Here is a 14,368-nt window from a genome sequence, read left to right as displayed (position 1 = left end):
GCCGGCAAGCCGGCTCCTACAGGTACGGCACTGGCCTGAAGCTTATGCAATCCCTGTGGGAGCAACTGTCTTGCTCAATTTCTAAAAGCTGGCGCTATCTCTGTGGGAGCGGGCTTGCCCGCGAACACCGGCGCAGCCGGTGCCATCCACCGCGGCGCCTGCTTCGCGGGTAAACCCGCTCCCACAGAGTGCGTGTCGGCCTTGCTACAAGCGTTATTCTCCAATGGCCGCAATGGGTCAATAGCTACCGGCCGTGGATGACCGCTGTCGACCCATAGCGAATTATCGTCATGACCGAAGACCCCAACGTAAGTACTCGTCTAAGACGCCTGCTCGGCGGCTACTTCAAATGGCTCCACACGAAGCGGCACATTACCGATTGGGCACTGGGTGTCTTCTGAAGCGCATTGAGCATTTGGGCGGGGTCACGCTGTTCAGCGACCAGTAGGGCATGACGTCGTCGGATCATGGCTTCAAGGTGACCAGGCGTGAACTCGGGATGATACTGGGTGGAGATCGCGTGACGGCCATAGCGGATGATCTGATGAGGGTCATGCGCCGAGCGAGCCAACGCGACAGCGCCCTCAGGCAGCGTGATAACGCTCTGTTCATGGGTGAGATGGGCCGGGAACTGAGCTGGCGACTGCTTCAGCAACTCATCGGCCATGCCCGCAGGTAGCAGCTGGATCATCTCGCAGCCCACTTCACGCCCGCCAGGGTGATAGTCGACAACCCCACCCAGCGCGTGAGCGATGAGCTGATGCCCATAGCACACGCCAAACAGTGGCATCTCAACCCTCATGGCTTCGCGAATCCATTGTGCGACGTATTCGCTCCATGGCGCTCGGTCGGTAACCATCGCCCATGAACCCGTGATAATGGCAACACACGCCTTGCAAGGAGAAGGCAGCAGTTCCCCCTCGAAGGCTCGTACAACGTTCATGTCGTTGAGTGAGAGCCCCAAGGCCGCAGCAAACCATGACGGCAGGTCGCCAAGCTGATCGCGAATGTCGGCCGGTGGCGTACCGACCTGAACGATAAGAAGCGTGGGTGAAGTCAATGACGTCTATCGCTGTTCAAAAGGGAAATGACGAAAACGACTGTGGGGCAATCAGCTACCCAGCGCAAATTCAATTCCGGCCTCGATATGAATCGCGGTTGAATCGAAACCAGGTAGATCAAGCTTGTCGCTCTCCAGGATCAGGCAGATTTCCGTACAACCAAAAATGACAGAGTCCGCACCTTCGGCTTTGGCCTTCGCGATCAGAGACAAAAGCACGGCTCGCGATTCGTCTCGTACGATCCCCAGGCTGAGTTCGTTGAAGATGATGTCGTGTACCTGGCTTCGGCCCGAACTATCAGGAACGAACACGTCAATACCATGCTTGTGCATGCGGGCTGGGTAGAAGCCATTCTCCATGGTGTATCGGGTCGCGATCAGCAACGGTTTCTTGTGCCCGGCGAGCTTGAGGCGATCGGCTACGACATCGACAATGTGAATGAAGGGCAGCGAGGTGGCGGCCATGACAGCATCCGCAACCAGGTGCATGGTCACAGCACAGATCATCACGCATTCAGCGCCGGCGTTTTCCAAGCTCCGAGCCACTTCAGCGAGTTGGCGCCCGGCTTGCGTCCATTCGCCTGCTTTCTGCTTGTCGACAATGCTCTGAAAATCCACTGAGTGCAGCAGCACCTGGGCCGAGTGCAGACCGCCCAGCCGTTGATTGATGCCGCGATTCAGCTCCCGGTAGTACACCGCAGAGCCCTCGTAGCTCATCCCGCCGATAAGACCAATCTTGCGCACTTTACACCTCTCAGGAAGCTGCTCTCGATGACCAGATAGCAGGCACTGCCCGCTTGGATCGTCTGGAGTGTATGCTGCGCGCACCTTCTTAAAAAATGAATAATCGGCATAGTTGATTCTCAAAATGAGAAACATGGACCTCGATTCACTGCAAATATTCAAAGCCGTGGTGGACTACGGCAGCATCACCAACGCGGCAACCCAGCTTAATCGCGTGCAATCGAATATCACCACGCGGGTAAAGAACCTGGAGGAGCGCTTGGGTGTGGCGCTCTTCCATCGCCTGGGTGGGAAGCTGACGCCTTCCGATGAAGGACTACTGCTGTATCAATATGCTGAGAAGTTGCTTCGCCTTTCCATGGAGGCAGAAACCGCTCTCAAGCGCGGCGCCCTGCAAGGCGTGCTTCGCATAGGCACGCTTGAAAGTACCGCTGCCGCCAGGCTTGCTCCGCTGCTGTCCAGCTATCACGAACGCTTTGCGGATGTTCAGATCGAGTTGGTATCCGGCTCAACGGACGCACTGATTGCACAGGTTCATCGCGGTGACATCGAGGCTGCATTTATCTCGGACCCATTCACCGTTGCCGGGCTGGATTGCCAAGAGGTCTTCGTTGAGGAACTGGCGCTCGTCGTGGCCAAGAACAGCCCAATCGCCAATGCGCGCGCACTCCAGGGAGCGACCATCATTGCGTTTTCCAGGGGCTGCTCGTTCAGGCGCATTCTGGAAAGCTGGCTTCAGACCTGCGAAATCGTACCCACCAGGGTGCTGGAACTTGCCTCCTATCATGCGATAGCAGCCTGTGTTGCAGCCGGGACCGGGGTGGCAATCATGCCGCAGTCCGTGCTCAAGGCTGTAAACCTCGAAAGCCTGGTCAGATCGCTCCCCTTGCCGCCAAAGGTTGCTCGGGTTCGCACTCATCTGGTCTGGCGCAACGGGCATGAATCGCGCGTATTGCAGTCTCTTCGCGATGAGTTGGCCAGGCACCGAAGGGCCTCATAGCAGGAAGACGTTCTGCTCCAGTTGAAGGTTTTTTGCGTATGAGCTGCGACTTGGCAAAGACACATCGGTTGCGTTGCCAACGATAAGCTAGCCCCCTTGATACACTCGCCCCCTGGACACTGAGAAGCCGCAATGAAATGGACCACAGCAGTGCTCGCTGTTGCTCTCTCGCTGGGAGGATGCGCCGTGAGCCAACCAACCTGGAGAGCGACCTCTTCGACGGACGAGTCCACCCACTACACGACCTTGATGGTCAGCACTGGCGACACAGGCAGTGCTGGCGGGTTCTTCACCAGGCCGGTGTACTACTTCCCGGTGATTCGCAAGGAAGGTGACGAGCTTTTGGTTGGAGTGATGTCCGGCGGCAGGGCCAGGCTGCCGGTCGGTACCGTGCAACTGCTTGTCGATCAACATGAAGCCTGGACCATCACCCCGCAGGCAAACCCGGTGAGCCTCTCCCCGGCGGTTTTCCCGAAGGCTGTGACTGCCCCTGGTGAGCACGCTGAAACCGTCAAGAATGCCGCTACGCAAATGATGAGCCCCTACACGCTGGCGTCTGGCGAAAAAGCGAAGCAGATCATCCGGGACCTTGTAACCGGGCAAAAGCTGCAGTACCGCATTGTGGCTATCGATCAAACTGCCTCGGCCACAGGCGAAGCCGTCATCGATCACTCGTTCTCTCAAGCCCTTCGTGCGATCGGCATCGACCCCGACACTTTGTGAGCATCACACATTGGTGCCCGGCTGATGCTGTGGGTCACGCCTGCGCGCTGTACAGCAGTTCGCACCTGCGTTGCTGGGCAATGGCTTAACGGCACCCGGGATTAATGAACAATGCTCATGAACCCTTTCCGATTTAACCGTCTAGTCCCTCCTCCCTAGCTCGCTTACTGTTCTCCCAACAGCAAATGTCGGGAGATTCAAATGCACAAGCGCACCCTCGGAACCAGTTCACTCGAAGTCTCAGCCCTGGGCTTGGGTTGCATGGGCTTGAGCCATGGCTACGGCCCGGCAACTGACACGCAACAGGCCATTGCACTGATCCGCTCGGCAGTTGACCGGGGCGTCACGTTCTTCGATACCGCCGAGGTTTACGGCCCGTACCTGAACGAACAGGTAGTGGGTGAAGCCCTGGCCCCGGTGCGCGATCAAGTGGTCATCGCCACCAAGTTCGGTTTCACCTTCGGCGACGACAACAAACAGCAGATTCTCAACAGCCGCCCCGAGCACATCCGGGTTGCAGTCGAGGGTTCGTTGCGTCGGCTGAAGACCGACTACATCGACCTGCTTTACCAGCACCGGGTCGACCCGCAGGTGCCGATCGAGGACGTCGCCGGGGTGGTGAAGGACTTGATTGGCGAAGGCAAGGTCAAGCACTTCGGCCTGTCGGAGGCCGGTGCGCAGACCATTCGCCGTGCGCACGCGGTGCAGCCGGTCACAGCGCTGCAAAGCGAATACTCGCTGTGGTGGCGCGAGCCTGAGCAGGAAATCCTGCCGACGCTTTGGGAGCTGGGCATCGGTTTCGTGCCGTTCAGCCCTTTGGGCAAAGGTTTTCTCACCGGCACGGTGGCGGCAGATACCACCTACGGCAGCGACGATTTTCGCAGCATCGTCCCGCGTTTCAGCCAGTCGGCGCTGCAAGCCAATCAGGCCCTGGTGGTGTTGATTCGCGAGATCGCCGCGCGAAAACAAGCCACACCCGCGCAGATTGCGCTGGCCTGGCTGCTGGCGCAGGCGCCGTGGATCGTGCCGATTCCGGGGACGACCAAGCTGCATCGCCTGGAAGAAAACCTCGGCGGCGCAGACATCACCCTCGAGCCCCTCGAACTGAAGGCAATTGATACAGCGTTGGCGCAGATCCGCATCGAAGGCGAGCGTTATCCCGAGGCGCTCAAGGCGCGTGTCGGCCGATGAACAATGGTCACGCCAATCCACCGCGACGCACATCGAAACCTACTGGGTGCCGCGTTATGTCGATGCCGCGATTGGCAAACTGACCGCATTCTACGCCCGCACCTTGTAGCCAACGCTCTTTTGGGTCGCGCATGCGTGTGCAACCTGCTTTCATGGATCAATCCCGCGCCCTTCATGAAAGGCCCTCATCAATGCCCCGCGCCAACCTTAACGACCTGCAAGCCTTCGTGGTCATCACCCGCGAAGGCAGTTTCACCCGCGCGGCCGCCCAGCTTGGCGTCTCGCAGTCGGCGCTGAGCCACACCATGCGCGCGCTGGAAAGCCGATTGGGCGTGCGCCTGCTGACGCGTACCACGCGCAGCGTTGCGCCGACCGAGGCGGGCCAGCGGCTGTATCAGTCGATGGCGCCGCGGTTCGATGAAATCGAACTGGAACTGGCCGCGGTCAGCGAGTTTCGTGACACCCCGACAGGCAATGTGCGGATTCAGGCCTCCGAACATGCCGCCAACAATATCCTGTGGCCCAAGCTTTTGAAGGTCTTGCCCGACTACCCGGACATCAAGGTCGAAATTACCGTCGACTACGCCCTTTCCGACATCGTCGCGCAGCGCTATGACGCGGGTGTGCGCCTGGGCGACCAGGTAGCCAAGGACATGATCGCCGTGCCTATCGGGCCGCCTTTGCGTATGGCGGTGGTGGGCTCACCTGGGTATTTCAAACAGCGGCCGGTGCCGAACCAGCCCGGCGATCTGGCCGCGCACAATTGCATCAATCTGCGCCTGCCCACCCATGGCAGCCTGCTGCAATGGGACTTTGAAAAAGATGGCCACGAACTGAAGGCCCGTGTCGAAGGGCAATGGACATTCAACAGCAGCGTGCCGATTCTGCGCGCGGCCTTGGCGGGGTGTGGATTGGGCTTTTTGCCGGAGGACATGGTGGCCAAAGCGCTAGCCGACGGTAGCCTTGTGCGGGTGTTGGACGACTGGTGCCAACCCTTTGCCGGTTACCATCTGTACTATCCCAACCGCCGTGAGCATTCATCGGCGTTTGGCGTTGTGGTTGAAGCGTTACGCTACGGGCGCTGAGTTATCGGGTTTCAAGGCGCTTGAGTTTTGCCCTGTTCCCGCAGCCCAGTTAATGTGCAGGTCCTGTTGATCGATTGCAGTCGTGCGCGGCCGGCTGCAATGGATGGCCGCTATCGACCCACAGCGGCCGGTGGGCACAACCGCAATCTCTGTGGGAGCGGGTTTATCGAGGCGTCGAACCGCCGCGAACACCGGCGCAGCCGGTGCCATCCACCGCGGCGCCTGCTTCGAGGTGGTCCGGCACTCCGGTAAACCCGCTCCCACAGAGTGCGTGTCGGCCTTGCTACATGCGTTATTCTCCAACGTCCGCTGTGGGTCGATAGCGGTCCTTCAGGAGCGACCACGCTCAACCTGGCGTTTCGCGCAGCGCGTAACACCCACAAAAACGGCTCTGGTGAGGCGGGCACTGGCCGATTGCCTGTCAGCGGAAAGTGATGCAAATTTCCCTCAGACATCGAATCTGAACATCGAGGCTTGAATGAAGTGGGTAAAGTACGTGCTTCCCATGCTGCTGGTGCAACCCTGTATGGCCGCAGAGGCCATGGTTGCCAAAGCGTTCGTCACGCTGGTGCAGAAAGACGGGGCGTTCGATGTATGCGACATAAATGCGCTTTCCGATGGCGGCACGACTTCAATCTGTGTGGTCGCTGACGGCGGTAGATTCTGGTTCACCAAAAGGAGCGATGGGGTGTCCGAGTGGATCACGGCCTACGAGAATGATCGGCATGAACATCGAACCGTAGCAGTCCCAGCGCCCGAAATCGACGCGCTGCTGTTCAGTTGGGTCAACTATCGCTATGCATGCTCCGCCATACGGGAGATGCAATCACACCAGTTCAGGCCCTCCACCACCGAGGGGCTGATTGCCGCCACGATCATGGAACTGGTGCGCCCGACCTCCAGGTGTAGTGGCTGATCTTTGAATAGCCCACCCATTGGTGGCCCTGCACCCGCTGGCCACCAGCGGGTGTCGACCATCAAGGGCACCCCTTACCCACAGCCTGTGCGAGCACTTGGTTGTAACGCTCGGCAAACCGGGCTGCAACGGGCTGAAGGTCAATGATTTCTGCGCTGCAGAGCACATCCGAAGTGCCCGGCATCGGCCTCGTGGAGGCGCTGCGGAACAAGCACTTCAACCTGGCAGGCATGAAACAGCCTACCTCCTCGGTTTGGCGATTTCCGACATTCCAGCCCAGCCGGTCGCATCGGTACATGAAAAATCAGTAGGGATTGACCTGTTTAAACCCGGAATTGGCAGAACACCTGCTACCACTATCCCTGAATGGCCCAGAGCCTGGTGTACAAGGCGGGTAGCTATCGGGATGACAGCAGACGTCTGATTTTACAGAGCCAACGCCGTACCTGGCCGGAAGATCGACCAGGCTGTCAGGATTGTGGCGACGTTTAAGTACATGGGGTTGCGTGTAGAGCTGTAGATGCCAGTCAAGGGCTGATAGCTGTCCTCGATGAAGGCAGTATCGCGTCCAGGCTGGCCAGCCTAGAGCAGCTGTGTTCGACCCATAGCAGACGTACGCCAAGCTTCACTTCCAGATAACGCCCGTGCGTTGGTGTAACTTGGCCAGGTCGCTCCATTCCCGGTCTTCATAGAAATTGATTTCGATGGGGTAAGCGGGGTGGCCACTCAGAGCTTTATTGAAATCGACCATGAACGCCTCGCGATCTTCGATGTAAAAGGCGAACTCCTTGAGGTTATTTCCTGTGCCTGTATACACCTCAAGACAGGCCTTTTGATGATCGCAGAGTGTTTCAAGGGCGTCTTCCAGCGCGATCATTGCTTGATCAGTTTTCGGTGGTGGCATCCCATCATTTTTGTCGCCGTCGTACTTCCAGGACACGATGGTCAGCCACGGTAATTGTTGACGGGTGCTTGCAGGTGGCACGCTGTCGATGTACTTGTAAACGACCCTTCTTCCTTGAACGGTCGATGTGCCAACCGACCAGGTACTTTCTGCCGATGCCATGAATGCTGTTCCAAATACGAGGATGGAGATCAAAAAGACGCGCATGATTCGCTCTGGCAGAGAAACTGAATGTGATCGGAGCATCGCCCGCAATCGTTGTCAGATCTCTACCGAAAGAGACGCTTGGATATGACGTAGCCCTTTTTGCCAAGCCTCGTATTCATCGCTCTCAGACCAAAGCTCGGCGAGTTCCGAGTGCTCCGATAACACGCGATCAATAACCGCCTGGGCCTGGCTGAGCATGACAGAGCTGGGTTTCGCTAGTTGTCGCTTCACCCAATCAGTTACCGCTTCATCAGTGTCGCCAGGGACTTCCTGCCCGTTGAGCAGAGCCAACACTGCCGCAGCAGCGACGCCACGATCAGCCTCTGGCGCTTCCAGATACTCATCCGCTGCAATGACGTCCTCCAGCGCTGACTGGATCAACTCAAAATCACCAACTTCACTCAGTTCAGCCGCAAAATCACTGGCCTCGTCGTTTCCAAATGCGTGAATCGACCATGTTCCCATCGATAATTCTTCCTTCGTTTCTATCGCTAACAGATGGGCTGAAAGGCCCACTCTAGTCTTCCCTTGTCATGCCTGGCGTGCGAATCGACACCGAACGCCAGCCTGACTTGATAGCAGATGCCGGTCCTGTACGAGCATTAAGATTTATTAAGATTGGCGACTAATGCTCAGCACTGCCCTTTTGTAGGAGCGGGCTTAACCCGCGAATCGCTCAGCTCAGGAAAGCAGTCGTCTGGCACGGGCTACGCCCGTGTTCGCGGGACAAGCCCGCTCCTACATGGAGGGCGCAGAGCTCACTGGCAGCAAAGGGTCGAAAGCGGACAGTGGTGACCGACCGCTTGCAACCCATAGCAGCCATTGTGAGGGGGCTGCTCTGGCTCATTTTTCGAGGCCGGCGCGACCCCTGTGGGAGCGGGTTTACCCGCGAAGCAGGCAACACGGAGGATGGCACGGGCTACGCCCGTGTTCGCGGGTGAACCCGCTCCCACGAAGGCCGCTCTGGGTCGTGAATGGCCTCTGTCGCCTCATAGCATTCTGCGCCGCGTTGCTGTGGCATTTCCGCGCGCTCGCACCTGTATGGAAAAACAAAGACGCCTGGTGAAAACACCAGGCGTCTTTGTTTCAGGGCTTGCACCGTGCCTCCTGAAGCCTAGACGCCAGCAGGCCGAACACGGGAGGCACCCGCCTACACCGCCGCCGCCCGCTCACCCTCAACCTCAGGCCGGCGCGCATAGCGCTGCGCCAGCGCCGCACACACCATCAGCTGGATCTGGTGGAAGATCATCAGCGGCAAGATCAGCAAGCCGATGGTGCTGCCGGCAAACAGCACCTGGGCCATGGGCACCCCGGTGGCCAGGCTCTTTTTCGAGCCGCAGAACAAGATGGTGATGCGATCCTCGATACTGAAGCCCAGCCACTTGCCCAGCAGCGCGGTGATCCCCAGCGACAAGGCCAGCACCACGCAGCAGCCCACCACGATCAGCGCCAGGGTGGCCGGCGGTACCTGCTGCCACAACCCGCCAATCACCGCAGCGCCAAAGGCCGAGTACACCACCAGCAGGATCGAACCCTGGTCGACGAACTTCAGCCAGGCCTTGTTGCGCCCCACCCAGTCACCGATCCAGCGCCGCGCGATCTGCCCGGCCACGAAGGGCACCAGCAGCTGCAGGCTGATCTTGCGGATAGCCTCAAGCGTCGAGCCGCTGTCACCGTGCACGCCCATCAGCAAAGCCACCAGCATCGGCGTGACGAAGATGCCCACCAGGCTTGAGGCTGCCGCGCTGCAAATGGCCGCCGGTACGTTGCCGCGGGCCAGCGAAGTGAAGGCGATGGCCGACTGCACCGTGGCCGGCAGCGCGCACAGGTACAGGAAGCCCAGGTACAGCTCGTTGCCTACCAGCGGTTGCAGCACCGGCTTGAGCGCCAGGCCAATCAGCGGGAACAGCACGAAGGTGCAGACGAACACCAACAGGTGCAGGCGCCAATGCCCGGCACCGGCATACACCGCCTCGCGCGACAGCTTGGCGCCGTGCAGGAAGAACAGCAGGCCGATGGCGATGTTGGTGATCCAGTCGAACGCCACCGCCACCTGGTCGCGCGCCGGCAGCACGGTGGCGATGGCCACCACGGCAATCAAGGTCAGGGTGAAGTTGTCTGGCAAGAACCGCGATCGGGCCATGGCTGAAATATCCTGTGTTGTTTTACTGGCTGGCCTACCTTAGCCTTGTTGGCGGTAACCGGCTAACGCGATGAGGGCAATAAATGTCGATAAGTGGACAAGCTGGCGTACATGAGCGGATTGTCCCCGCCCTGCACGCTCTGCCGCGCCCGGTGTTTGCCCGCACCGAATCGCTGCTGCGCCCGGAGCGCACGCCCATGCACCGCCACCCGTGGGTGCAGTTGTCCTATGCGATTTCCGGTGTGCTGCACGTACACACCCCTACCGGCAGCTTCGTCGCCCCGCCGCAACGCGCGGTGTGGATGCCGCCGGACATGGACCACGAAGTGTTCAGCTTTGCCAATACCGAAATGCGTGGCCTTTACCTCGACCCGCAGCTTTTCGATGACGCCCATGGCCATTGCCGGGTGATCGAGGTGACGCCGCTGACCCATGAGCTGATCAAGCAGTTTGCGCAATGCCCCACCGAGTATGACGAGGCTGGCGAGGATGGCCGCCTGGCCATGGTGCTGGTGGACCAGTTGCGTGCCGCCCGCGAGGTCAGCCTGTCGCTGCCCTTGCCGCAGGATGCGCGGGTGCTGCAGCTGTGCCGGCAGTTGCAGGACGCGCCGGACGACAACCGCACCCTGGCCGAGTGGGGCGAAATGCTGGGGGCGTCGGAGAAGACCTTGCGGCGCATTCTGCTGCGCGAAACCGGGCTGAGCTTTCGCCACTGGCGCCAGCGCATGCGCCTGCTGGGTGCGCTGGAGGCCCTGGGCCAGGGCGTGGCGGTGACCGAGGTGGCATTGAGTGCCGGATATCAGTCGACGTCGGCGTTCATTGCTGCGTTTCGCGAGCAGTTCGGCGTGACGCCCGGCGACTTTTTCAACGCCTGAACCCGCCCTCCTGTAGGAGCCGGCTTGCCGGCGATAGGGCCGTAAGCCGTGGCACAAAGTACGAATCTGCACCGCCAGGCCGGGCCTCATCGCCGGCAAGCCGGCTCCTACAGGGAGTGCGTCAGCGCGTTAGTCAGCGAGCGCGTCAGAGGAAGGTAAACACCTGTTCAGCCGGCAGGCGCGATTTGCCCAGGCCTGCGTTGAAGTCATCCTCGCTGCGGTAGCCCAGGGCCAACACCACCACGCTGGTGAAGCCGCGTTCGCGCAGGCCCAGTTCGGCGTCCATCAGCTTGAAGTCGAAGCCTTCGATCGGGGTGGCGTCCAGGCCGTAGGCCGCAGCGCCCAGCAGCGCGGTACCCAGGGCCAGGTACACCTGCTTCTCCATCCAGTGCTGCAGGTCCTTGTTGTCGTAGCGGTGCAGGTCGGCGTAGAAGCGCCGGGTCTGGTCCTGGCCGGCCTTGGCCTGCTCGTTGCGGTAGCGGCCGTCTTTTTCTTCCTGGTCCAGCACCGCCTGCAGGTGGCTGTCGGTCATGTCGGTACGGGCAGCGAACACCACCACGTGGGAGGCGTTGAGAATCTTCGCGGTGTTGTAGGCAAACCCTACCTCGGTGCTCTTGGCCAGGCGCGCCTTGCCTTCAGGCGTGTCGGCGACGATGAAGTGCCAAGGCTGGGAGTTGACCGAGGACGGGCTGTGGCGCAGTTGCTCGAGCAGTGCGTCGATGGTGGCCTGGGGGATACGGCGGCTGGCGTCGTAGGCTTTGGTGGTGTAGCGGCGCTTGGCCAGGGCAACGGTGTCCATCGAAGGTAACTCCTGTGGGATCGTGTAGTGAGGCGCATCTTATCTTCCCGGCAGCAAAGAAAAACCCGCACAATGCAGCAACACTTTCATCCCTGGAGTGAAAATGCTGCGCATCACCGACCTGGAACTGTTCACCCGCGCCAGCGCCCTGGGCAGTTTCACTGCGGCGGCCCACGAAGCCGACCTGCTGCCCGGCCAGGTGGCGGCGGCGATCAAGCGCCTGGAGCGCGAGCTGGACGTGCGCCTGTTCGCCCGCACCACCCGCAGCCTGCGCCTGACCGCCGAGGGCGAGCTGTACCTGCCCACCGCCCAACGCGTGCTCGAAACCCTGCGCCAGGGCCGCGAAGACCTGCACGGCAGCCACAGCCAGTTGCGCGGGGTGCTGCAGGTGGCGGCGCCGTCGGACATGGGCCGCAACCTGTTGCGCCCCTGGCTCAGCGCCTTTCGCCGCGAGCACCCGGGCTTGAACCTGCGGTTTTTCCTCTCTGACCAGCTGGCCGACCTGTACCGCGACCCGGTGGATGTGGCGATCCGCTACGGGGTGATTGCGGACGGCAACTACATCGCCCTGCCCCTGGCGCCCTGGAACCGCCGCGTGGTGGTGGCTTCACCGGACTACCTGGCCCGCCATGGCCGCCCGCAAACGCTCGAGGCGCTGCAGCAGCATGACTGCCTGCTGTACCTGCAGCAGGGCCGGGTGTACGACAAGTGGCGCCTGGGTAACCGAACCGTGCAGGTGCGCGGGCCACTGGTCAGCGACGATGCCGACGTGGTGCGGCGCTGGGCGCTGGAGGGTGAAGGCATCGTGTACAAGTCGTGGCTCGATGTCAGTGCCAACATTGCCGCCGGCGAGCTGGAGGTGCTGCTGCCCGAGCACGCCGGCGAGCCGACCCCGGTGACCCTGGTGTGCCCGCACCGCAAGCAGCTGACGCCGGCGGTGTCGCAGTTGCATGGGTGGTTGCGCGAGCGGTTCGAGGGGTTGCGGCCGGTGGGGTTGTTGTAGAAAGCCACCCAGCCTGCCGCGCAGAAAACTACGGCAGCAAGCGCACCCCTCTACCTGTGGGAGCGGCTTCAGCCGCGAAGCAGGCGCCGCGTTAGATGGCACCGGCTGCGCCGGTGTTCGCGGCTGAAGCCGCTCCCACAGGGACTGCATAAGCCTCTGGCCCGTGCCGTACCTGCAGGAGCCGGCTTGCCGGCGATGAGGCCAGTACAGGCAGCACAACACAGTTGCTCCCACAGAGTCTTCGTCAAATCAACGAGTGGTGACCTGTTCTATGAGAGTACGGCTGCGGGCCTCACCAGTACTGCTTGCTGCCTTTGCGTTCGATGGGCTCGCCCTTGAACACATGCGGGCCATCCATGGTCAGCACCAGTTCGTTACCCTTGCGCGTCAGCCAGGGCGTGGCCTCGGAGCCTGCCCGCGAGGTCACGCCGCTGGGGCTGATGCGCACCTCGTCGCCGTCGATCTCCACGGTGCCCAGCACGTAGGTGTAGACCATGCTGCTGAAGAACCCCTTCTTGAACTCGAAGGCACACTCGACCACCTGGTCGCCGTACTCCATGCGCATTTTCGGCTTGAGCGAGGCCACCGACACGGCGCCATTGTCGACCGCCGAATATACGCTGCACACCAGCGCCACCTTGCCGCCCATGCGCTGGGATATCTCGGTGCTGATCTCGACGGTTTCGATGCCCGGCGCCGAGGCGCTGGCAGCCACCACATCACCGGTGTGGAACACGTAGGGGTCACTGGTCAACGAGCCACGCTTGTCGGGCGCCTGGATGATCGACATGCGCCCGTCCGGGCGCAGGATGCCAACACGCAGGTCGAGGTCATCGTTGTCGCAACCGTCGCCGTTATCCACCCAGGTGGCACTGACCTTGATCACCTTGGGCGCCGCAGCGCCCTTCTCCAGGGTCACCTTGTGCGCACTGCCGGGCTTGTCGAGGGTGATCAGCGATTTGCCAATGTTCACAGGCTTGGGCGGCGCAGGCGGTGCAGCAACAGCCGGCTCTTCGACTTCGACGCCGTACAGCCCGCACAACCCGGCCAGCCCCGAAGCAAAGCCCTGCCAAACCGCCCGGGCCTTGGCCTGCCCGTTGCGTACATACAACTCCAGCACGGTGATACCGGTTTCCCGGTCGAACGCACCCGGCACCAGGTCAAGCACCTGCTGGCCGACCAGCACCTGGGCACGCAGCGCCGTCACCTGGGCAAAGCCGCCTGCGGGGCCGTCCTGGGTCAGGGTGATGGCGATCTTGCCGATGCCCGCCGGCAGCCGGTCGAGGTCGAAACTGATGCTGTGGGTGACCACGCCGGCGCTCAGCACCGGCGCACTGAACGCGGCCGCCCCCGAGGCATGCTCAGGGGCGTTGAAGAACACCATGCCGCTGTCGTCCAGCACCTTGCCACTGTCGCTCAGCAAGAACGCCGTCAGGTTGACGTCCAGGCCTTCGCCGGCAGCATGGGTGACCTGCACCTGCCCGCGAGCGAGGCCCAGGGTGGTGTTGGCGCCAGAGGATAGAGAGAGGTTCACAATAATCGCCTTTTCCATGGGATAAGCCCTTGCCGCCGTTGAATGGTCGCAAGGGACGCAAAGCCGGGAGTATCCTGCCCGGCCTGTTACAGTGCTGCGCTGTTCGCACAAAAGGTTGCCGCACTCGTTAAAATGCGGGGCTGGATCTTACAGGTAGAGCAAGGCTTTCGGCGACCCGCCGGCC

At 61.1% G+C, this 14,368-nt stretch carries 14 protein-coding genes; 7 read left to right on the top strand and 7 right to left on the bottom strand.

The genetic code is table 11. The annotated features are described in order from the left end of the window. Nucleotides 1-340 precede the first annotated feature (340 nt). On the bottom strand, nucleotides 341-1,060 hold the full coding sequence (locus ACI2KK_RS21930; protein WP_404670573.1) for a glutamine amidotransferase: 720 nt from the start codon (nucleotides 1,058-1,060) through the stop codon (nucleotides 341-343). A 51-nt stretch (nucleotides 1,061-1,111) separates the two neighbouring features. After that, nucleotides 1,112-1,939: an aspartate/glutamate racemase family protein gene (locus tag ACI2KK_RS21925; protein ID WP_404670572.1), complete on the bottom strand. Its 828-nt coding sequence runs from the start codon at nucleotides 1,937-1,939 to the stop codon at nucleotides 1,112-1,114. Between ACI2KK_RS21925 and ACI2KK_RS21920 the strand changes: the two genes are divergently transcribed. From ACI2KK_RS21920 to ACI2KK_RS21900, 5 genes are all read left to right on the top strand, one after another. Continuing rightward, nucleotides 1,938-2,804 (top strand): LysR family transcriptional regulator, encoded by an 867-nt coding sequence (locus ACI2KK_RS21920; protein ID WP_404670571.1) that lies wholly within the window; start codon nucleotides 1,938-1,940, stop codon nucleotides 2,802-2,804. The genes ACI2KK_RS21925 and ACI2KK_RS21920 overlap by 2 nt on opposite strands. Nucleotides 2,805-2,990: 186 nt before the next feature. Then, complete coding sequence (locus ACI2KK_RS21915; RefSeq protein ID WP_404670570.1) at nucleotides 2,991-3,527, top strand: hypothetical protein; 537 nt, start codon at nucleotides 2,991-2,993, stop codon at nucleotides 3,525-3,527. A gap of 201 nt (nucleotides 3,528-3,728) precedes the next feature. After that, nucleotides 3,729-4,718 carry an aldo/keto reductase gene (locus ACI2KK_RS21910; protein WP_404670569.1) on the top strand — a complete coding sequence of 330 codons (990 nt, stop codon included), beginning with the start codon at nucleotides 3,729-3,731 and terminating at the stop codon, nucleotides 4,716-4,718. Nucleotides 4,719-4,909: 191 nt separating this feature from the next. Continuing rightward, nucleotides 4,910-5,803, top strand: a complete 894-nt coding sequence (locus ACI2KK_RS21905) for a LysR family transcriptional regulator (RefSeq protein WP_404670568.1) — start codon at nucleotides 4,910-4,912, stop codon at nucleotides 5,801-5,803. A gap of 478 nt (nucleotides 5,804-6,281) precedes the next feature. Continuing rightward, a complete protein-coding gene (locus tag ACI2KK_RS21900) occupies nucleotides 6,282-6,719 on the top strand; it encodes a hypothetical protein (RefSeq protein WP_404670567.1) in 438 nt (145 codons plus the stop codon). Nucleotides 6,720-7,344: 625 nt separating this feature from the next. On the opposite strand, the gene ACI2KK_RS21895 is transcribed toward ACI2KK_RS21900, so the two are convergent. The 3 genes from ACI2KK_RS21895 to ACI2KK_RS21885 form a co-directional block, all read right to left on the bottom strand. Further along, a complete protein-coding gene (locus ACI2KK_RS21895; RefSeq protein WP_404670566.1) occupies nucleotides 7,345-7,830 on the bottom strand; it encodes a DUF695 domain-containing protein in 486 nt (161 codons plus the stop codon). Nucleotides 7,831-7,884: 54 nt separating this feature from the next. Further along, nucleotides 7,885-8,346 carry a DUF4259 domain-containing protein gene (locus tag ACI2KK_RS21890; protein WP_404670565.1) on the bottom strand — a complete coding sequence of 154 codons (462 nt, stop codon included), beginning with the start codon at nucleotides 8,344-8,346 and terminating at the stop codon, nucleotides 7,885-7,887. A gap of 634 nt (nucleotides 8,347-8,980) precedes the next feature. After that, nucleotides 8,981-9,973, bottom strand: coding sequence for a bile acid:sodium symporter family protein (locus tag ACI2KK_RS21885; protein WP_404670564.1), 993 nt, complete (start codon nucleotides 9,971-9,973; stop codon nucleotides 8,981-8,983). An 83-nt stretch (nucleotides 9,974-10,056) separates the two neighbouring features. Here ACI2KK_RS21885 and ACI2KK_RS21880 point away from each other — a divergent pair, with 83 nt between their 5' ends. Continuing rightward, nucleotides 10,057-10,848: an AraC family transcriptional regulator gene (locus ACI2KK_RS21880; RefSeq protein WP_404670563.1), complete on the top strand. Its 792-nt coding sequence runs from the start codon at nucleotides 10,057-10,059 to the stop codon at nucleotides 10,846-10,848. Between the two features lie 145 nt (nucleotides 10,849-10,993). Here the strand turns inward: ACI2KK_RS21880 and nfsB are convergent, their stop codons facing one another. Then, a complete protein-coding gene (gene nfsB, locus ACI2KK_RS21875; protein WP_369991424.1) occupies nucleotides 10,994-11,647 on the bottom strand; it encodes an oxygen-insensitive NAD(P)H nitroreductase in 654 nt (217 codons plus the stop codon). A gap of 103 nt (nucleotides 11,648-11,750) precedes the next feature. Here nfsB and ACI2KK_RS21870 point away from each other — a divergent pair, with 103 nt between their 5' ends. Next, on the top strand, nucleotides 11,751-12,650 hold the full coding sequence (locus tag ACI2KK_RS21870) for a LysR substrate-binding domain-containing protein (protein WP_404670562.1): 900 nt from the start codon (nucleotides 11,751-11,753) through the stop codon (nucleotides 12,648-12,650). A 292-nt stretch (nucleotides 12,651-12,942) separates the two neighbouring features. Here the strand turns inward: ACI2KK_RS21870 and ACI2KK_RS21865 are convergent, their stop codons facing one another. Further along, a complete protein-coding gene (locus ACI2KK_RS21865) occupies nucleotides 12,943-14,202 on the bottom strand; it encodes a TerD family protein (protein WP_404670561.1) in 1,260 nt (419 codons plus the stop codon). Nucleotides 14,203-14,368: the final 166 nt, after the last annotated feature.

Source organism: Pseudomonas sp. NPDC089406, assembly GCF_044900265.1.
In the GTDB taxonomy this organism is placed as follows: Bacteria; Pseudomonadota; Gammaproteobacteria; order Pseudomonadales; family Pseudomonadaceae; genus Aquipseudomonas; species Aquipseudomonas fakonensis.
This window is presented reverse-complemented; position numbering and strand designations above follow the sequence as displayed.

Bases quoted from the DNA above. Each gene is read 5' to 3' on its own strand.
- ACI2KK_RS21925 (WP_404670572.1), bottom strand. From the start codon at position 1,939: ATGTTTCTCATTTTGAGAATCAACTATGCCGATTATTCATTTTTTAAG.
- ACI2KK_RS21905 (WP_404670568.1), top strand. From the start codon at position 4,910: ATGCCCCGCGCCAACCTTAACGACCTGCAAGCCTTCGTGGTCATCACC.
- ACI2KK_RS21885 (WP_404670564.1), bottom strand. From the start codon at position 9,973: ATGGCCCGATCGCGGTTCTTGCCAGACAACTTCACCCTGACCTTGATT.
- nfsB (WP_369991424.1), bottom strand. From the start codon at position 11,647: ATGGACACCGTTGCCCTGGCCAAGCGCCGCTACACCACCAAAGCCTAC.
- ACI2KK_RS21865 (WP_404670561.1), bottom strand. From the start codon at position 14,202: ATGGAAAAGGCGATTATTGTGAACCTCTCTCTATCCTCTGGCGCCAAC.
- ACI2KK_RS21900 (WP_404670567.1), top strand. From the start codon at position 6,282: ATGAAGTGGGTAAAGTACGTGCTTCCCATGCTGCTGGTGCAACCCTGT.
- ACI2KK_RS21880 (WP_404670563.1), top strand. From the start codon at position 10,057: ATGTCGATAAGTGGACAAGCTGGCGTACATGAGCGGATTGTCCCCGCC.
- ACI2KK_RS21920 (WP_404670571.1), top strand. From the start codon at position 1,938: ATGGACCTCGATTCACTGCAAATATTCAAAGCCGTGGTGGACTACGGC.
- ACI2KK_RS21870 (WP_404670562.1), top strand. From the start codon at position 11,751: ATGCTGCGCATCACCGACCTGGAACTGTTCACCCGCGCCAGCGCCCTG.
- ACI2KK_RS21910 (WP_404670569.1), top strand. From the start codon at position 3,729: ATGCACAAGCGCACCCTCGGAACCAGTTCACTCGAAGTCTCAGCCCTG.
- ACI2KK_RS21895 (WP_404670566.1), bottom strand. From the start codon at position 7,830: ATGCGCGTCTTTTTGATCTCCATCCTCGTATTTGGAACAGCATTCATG.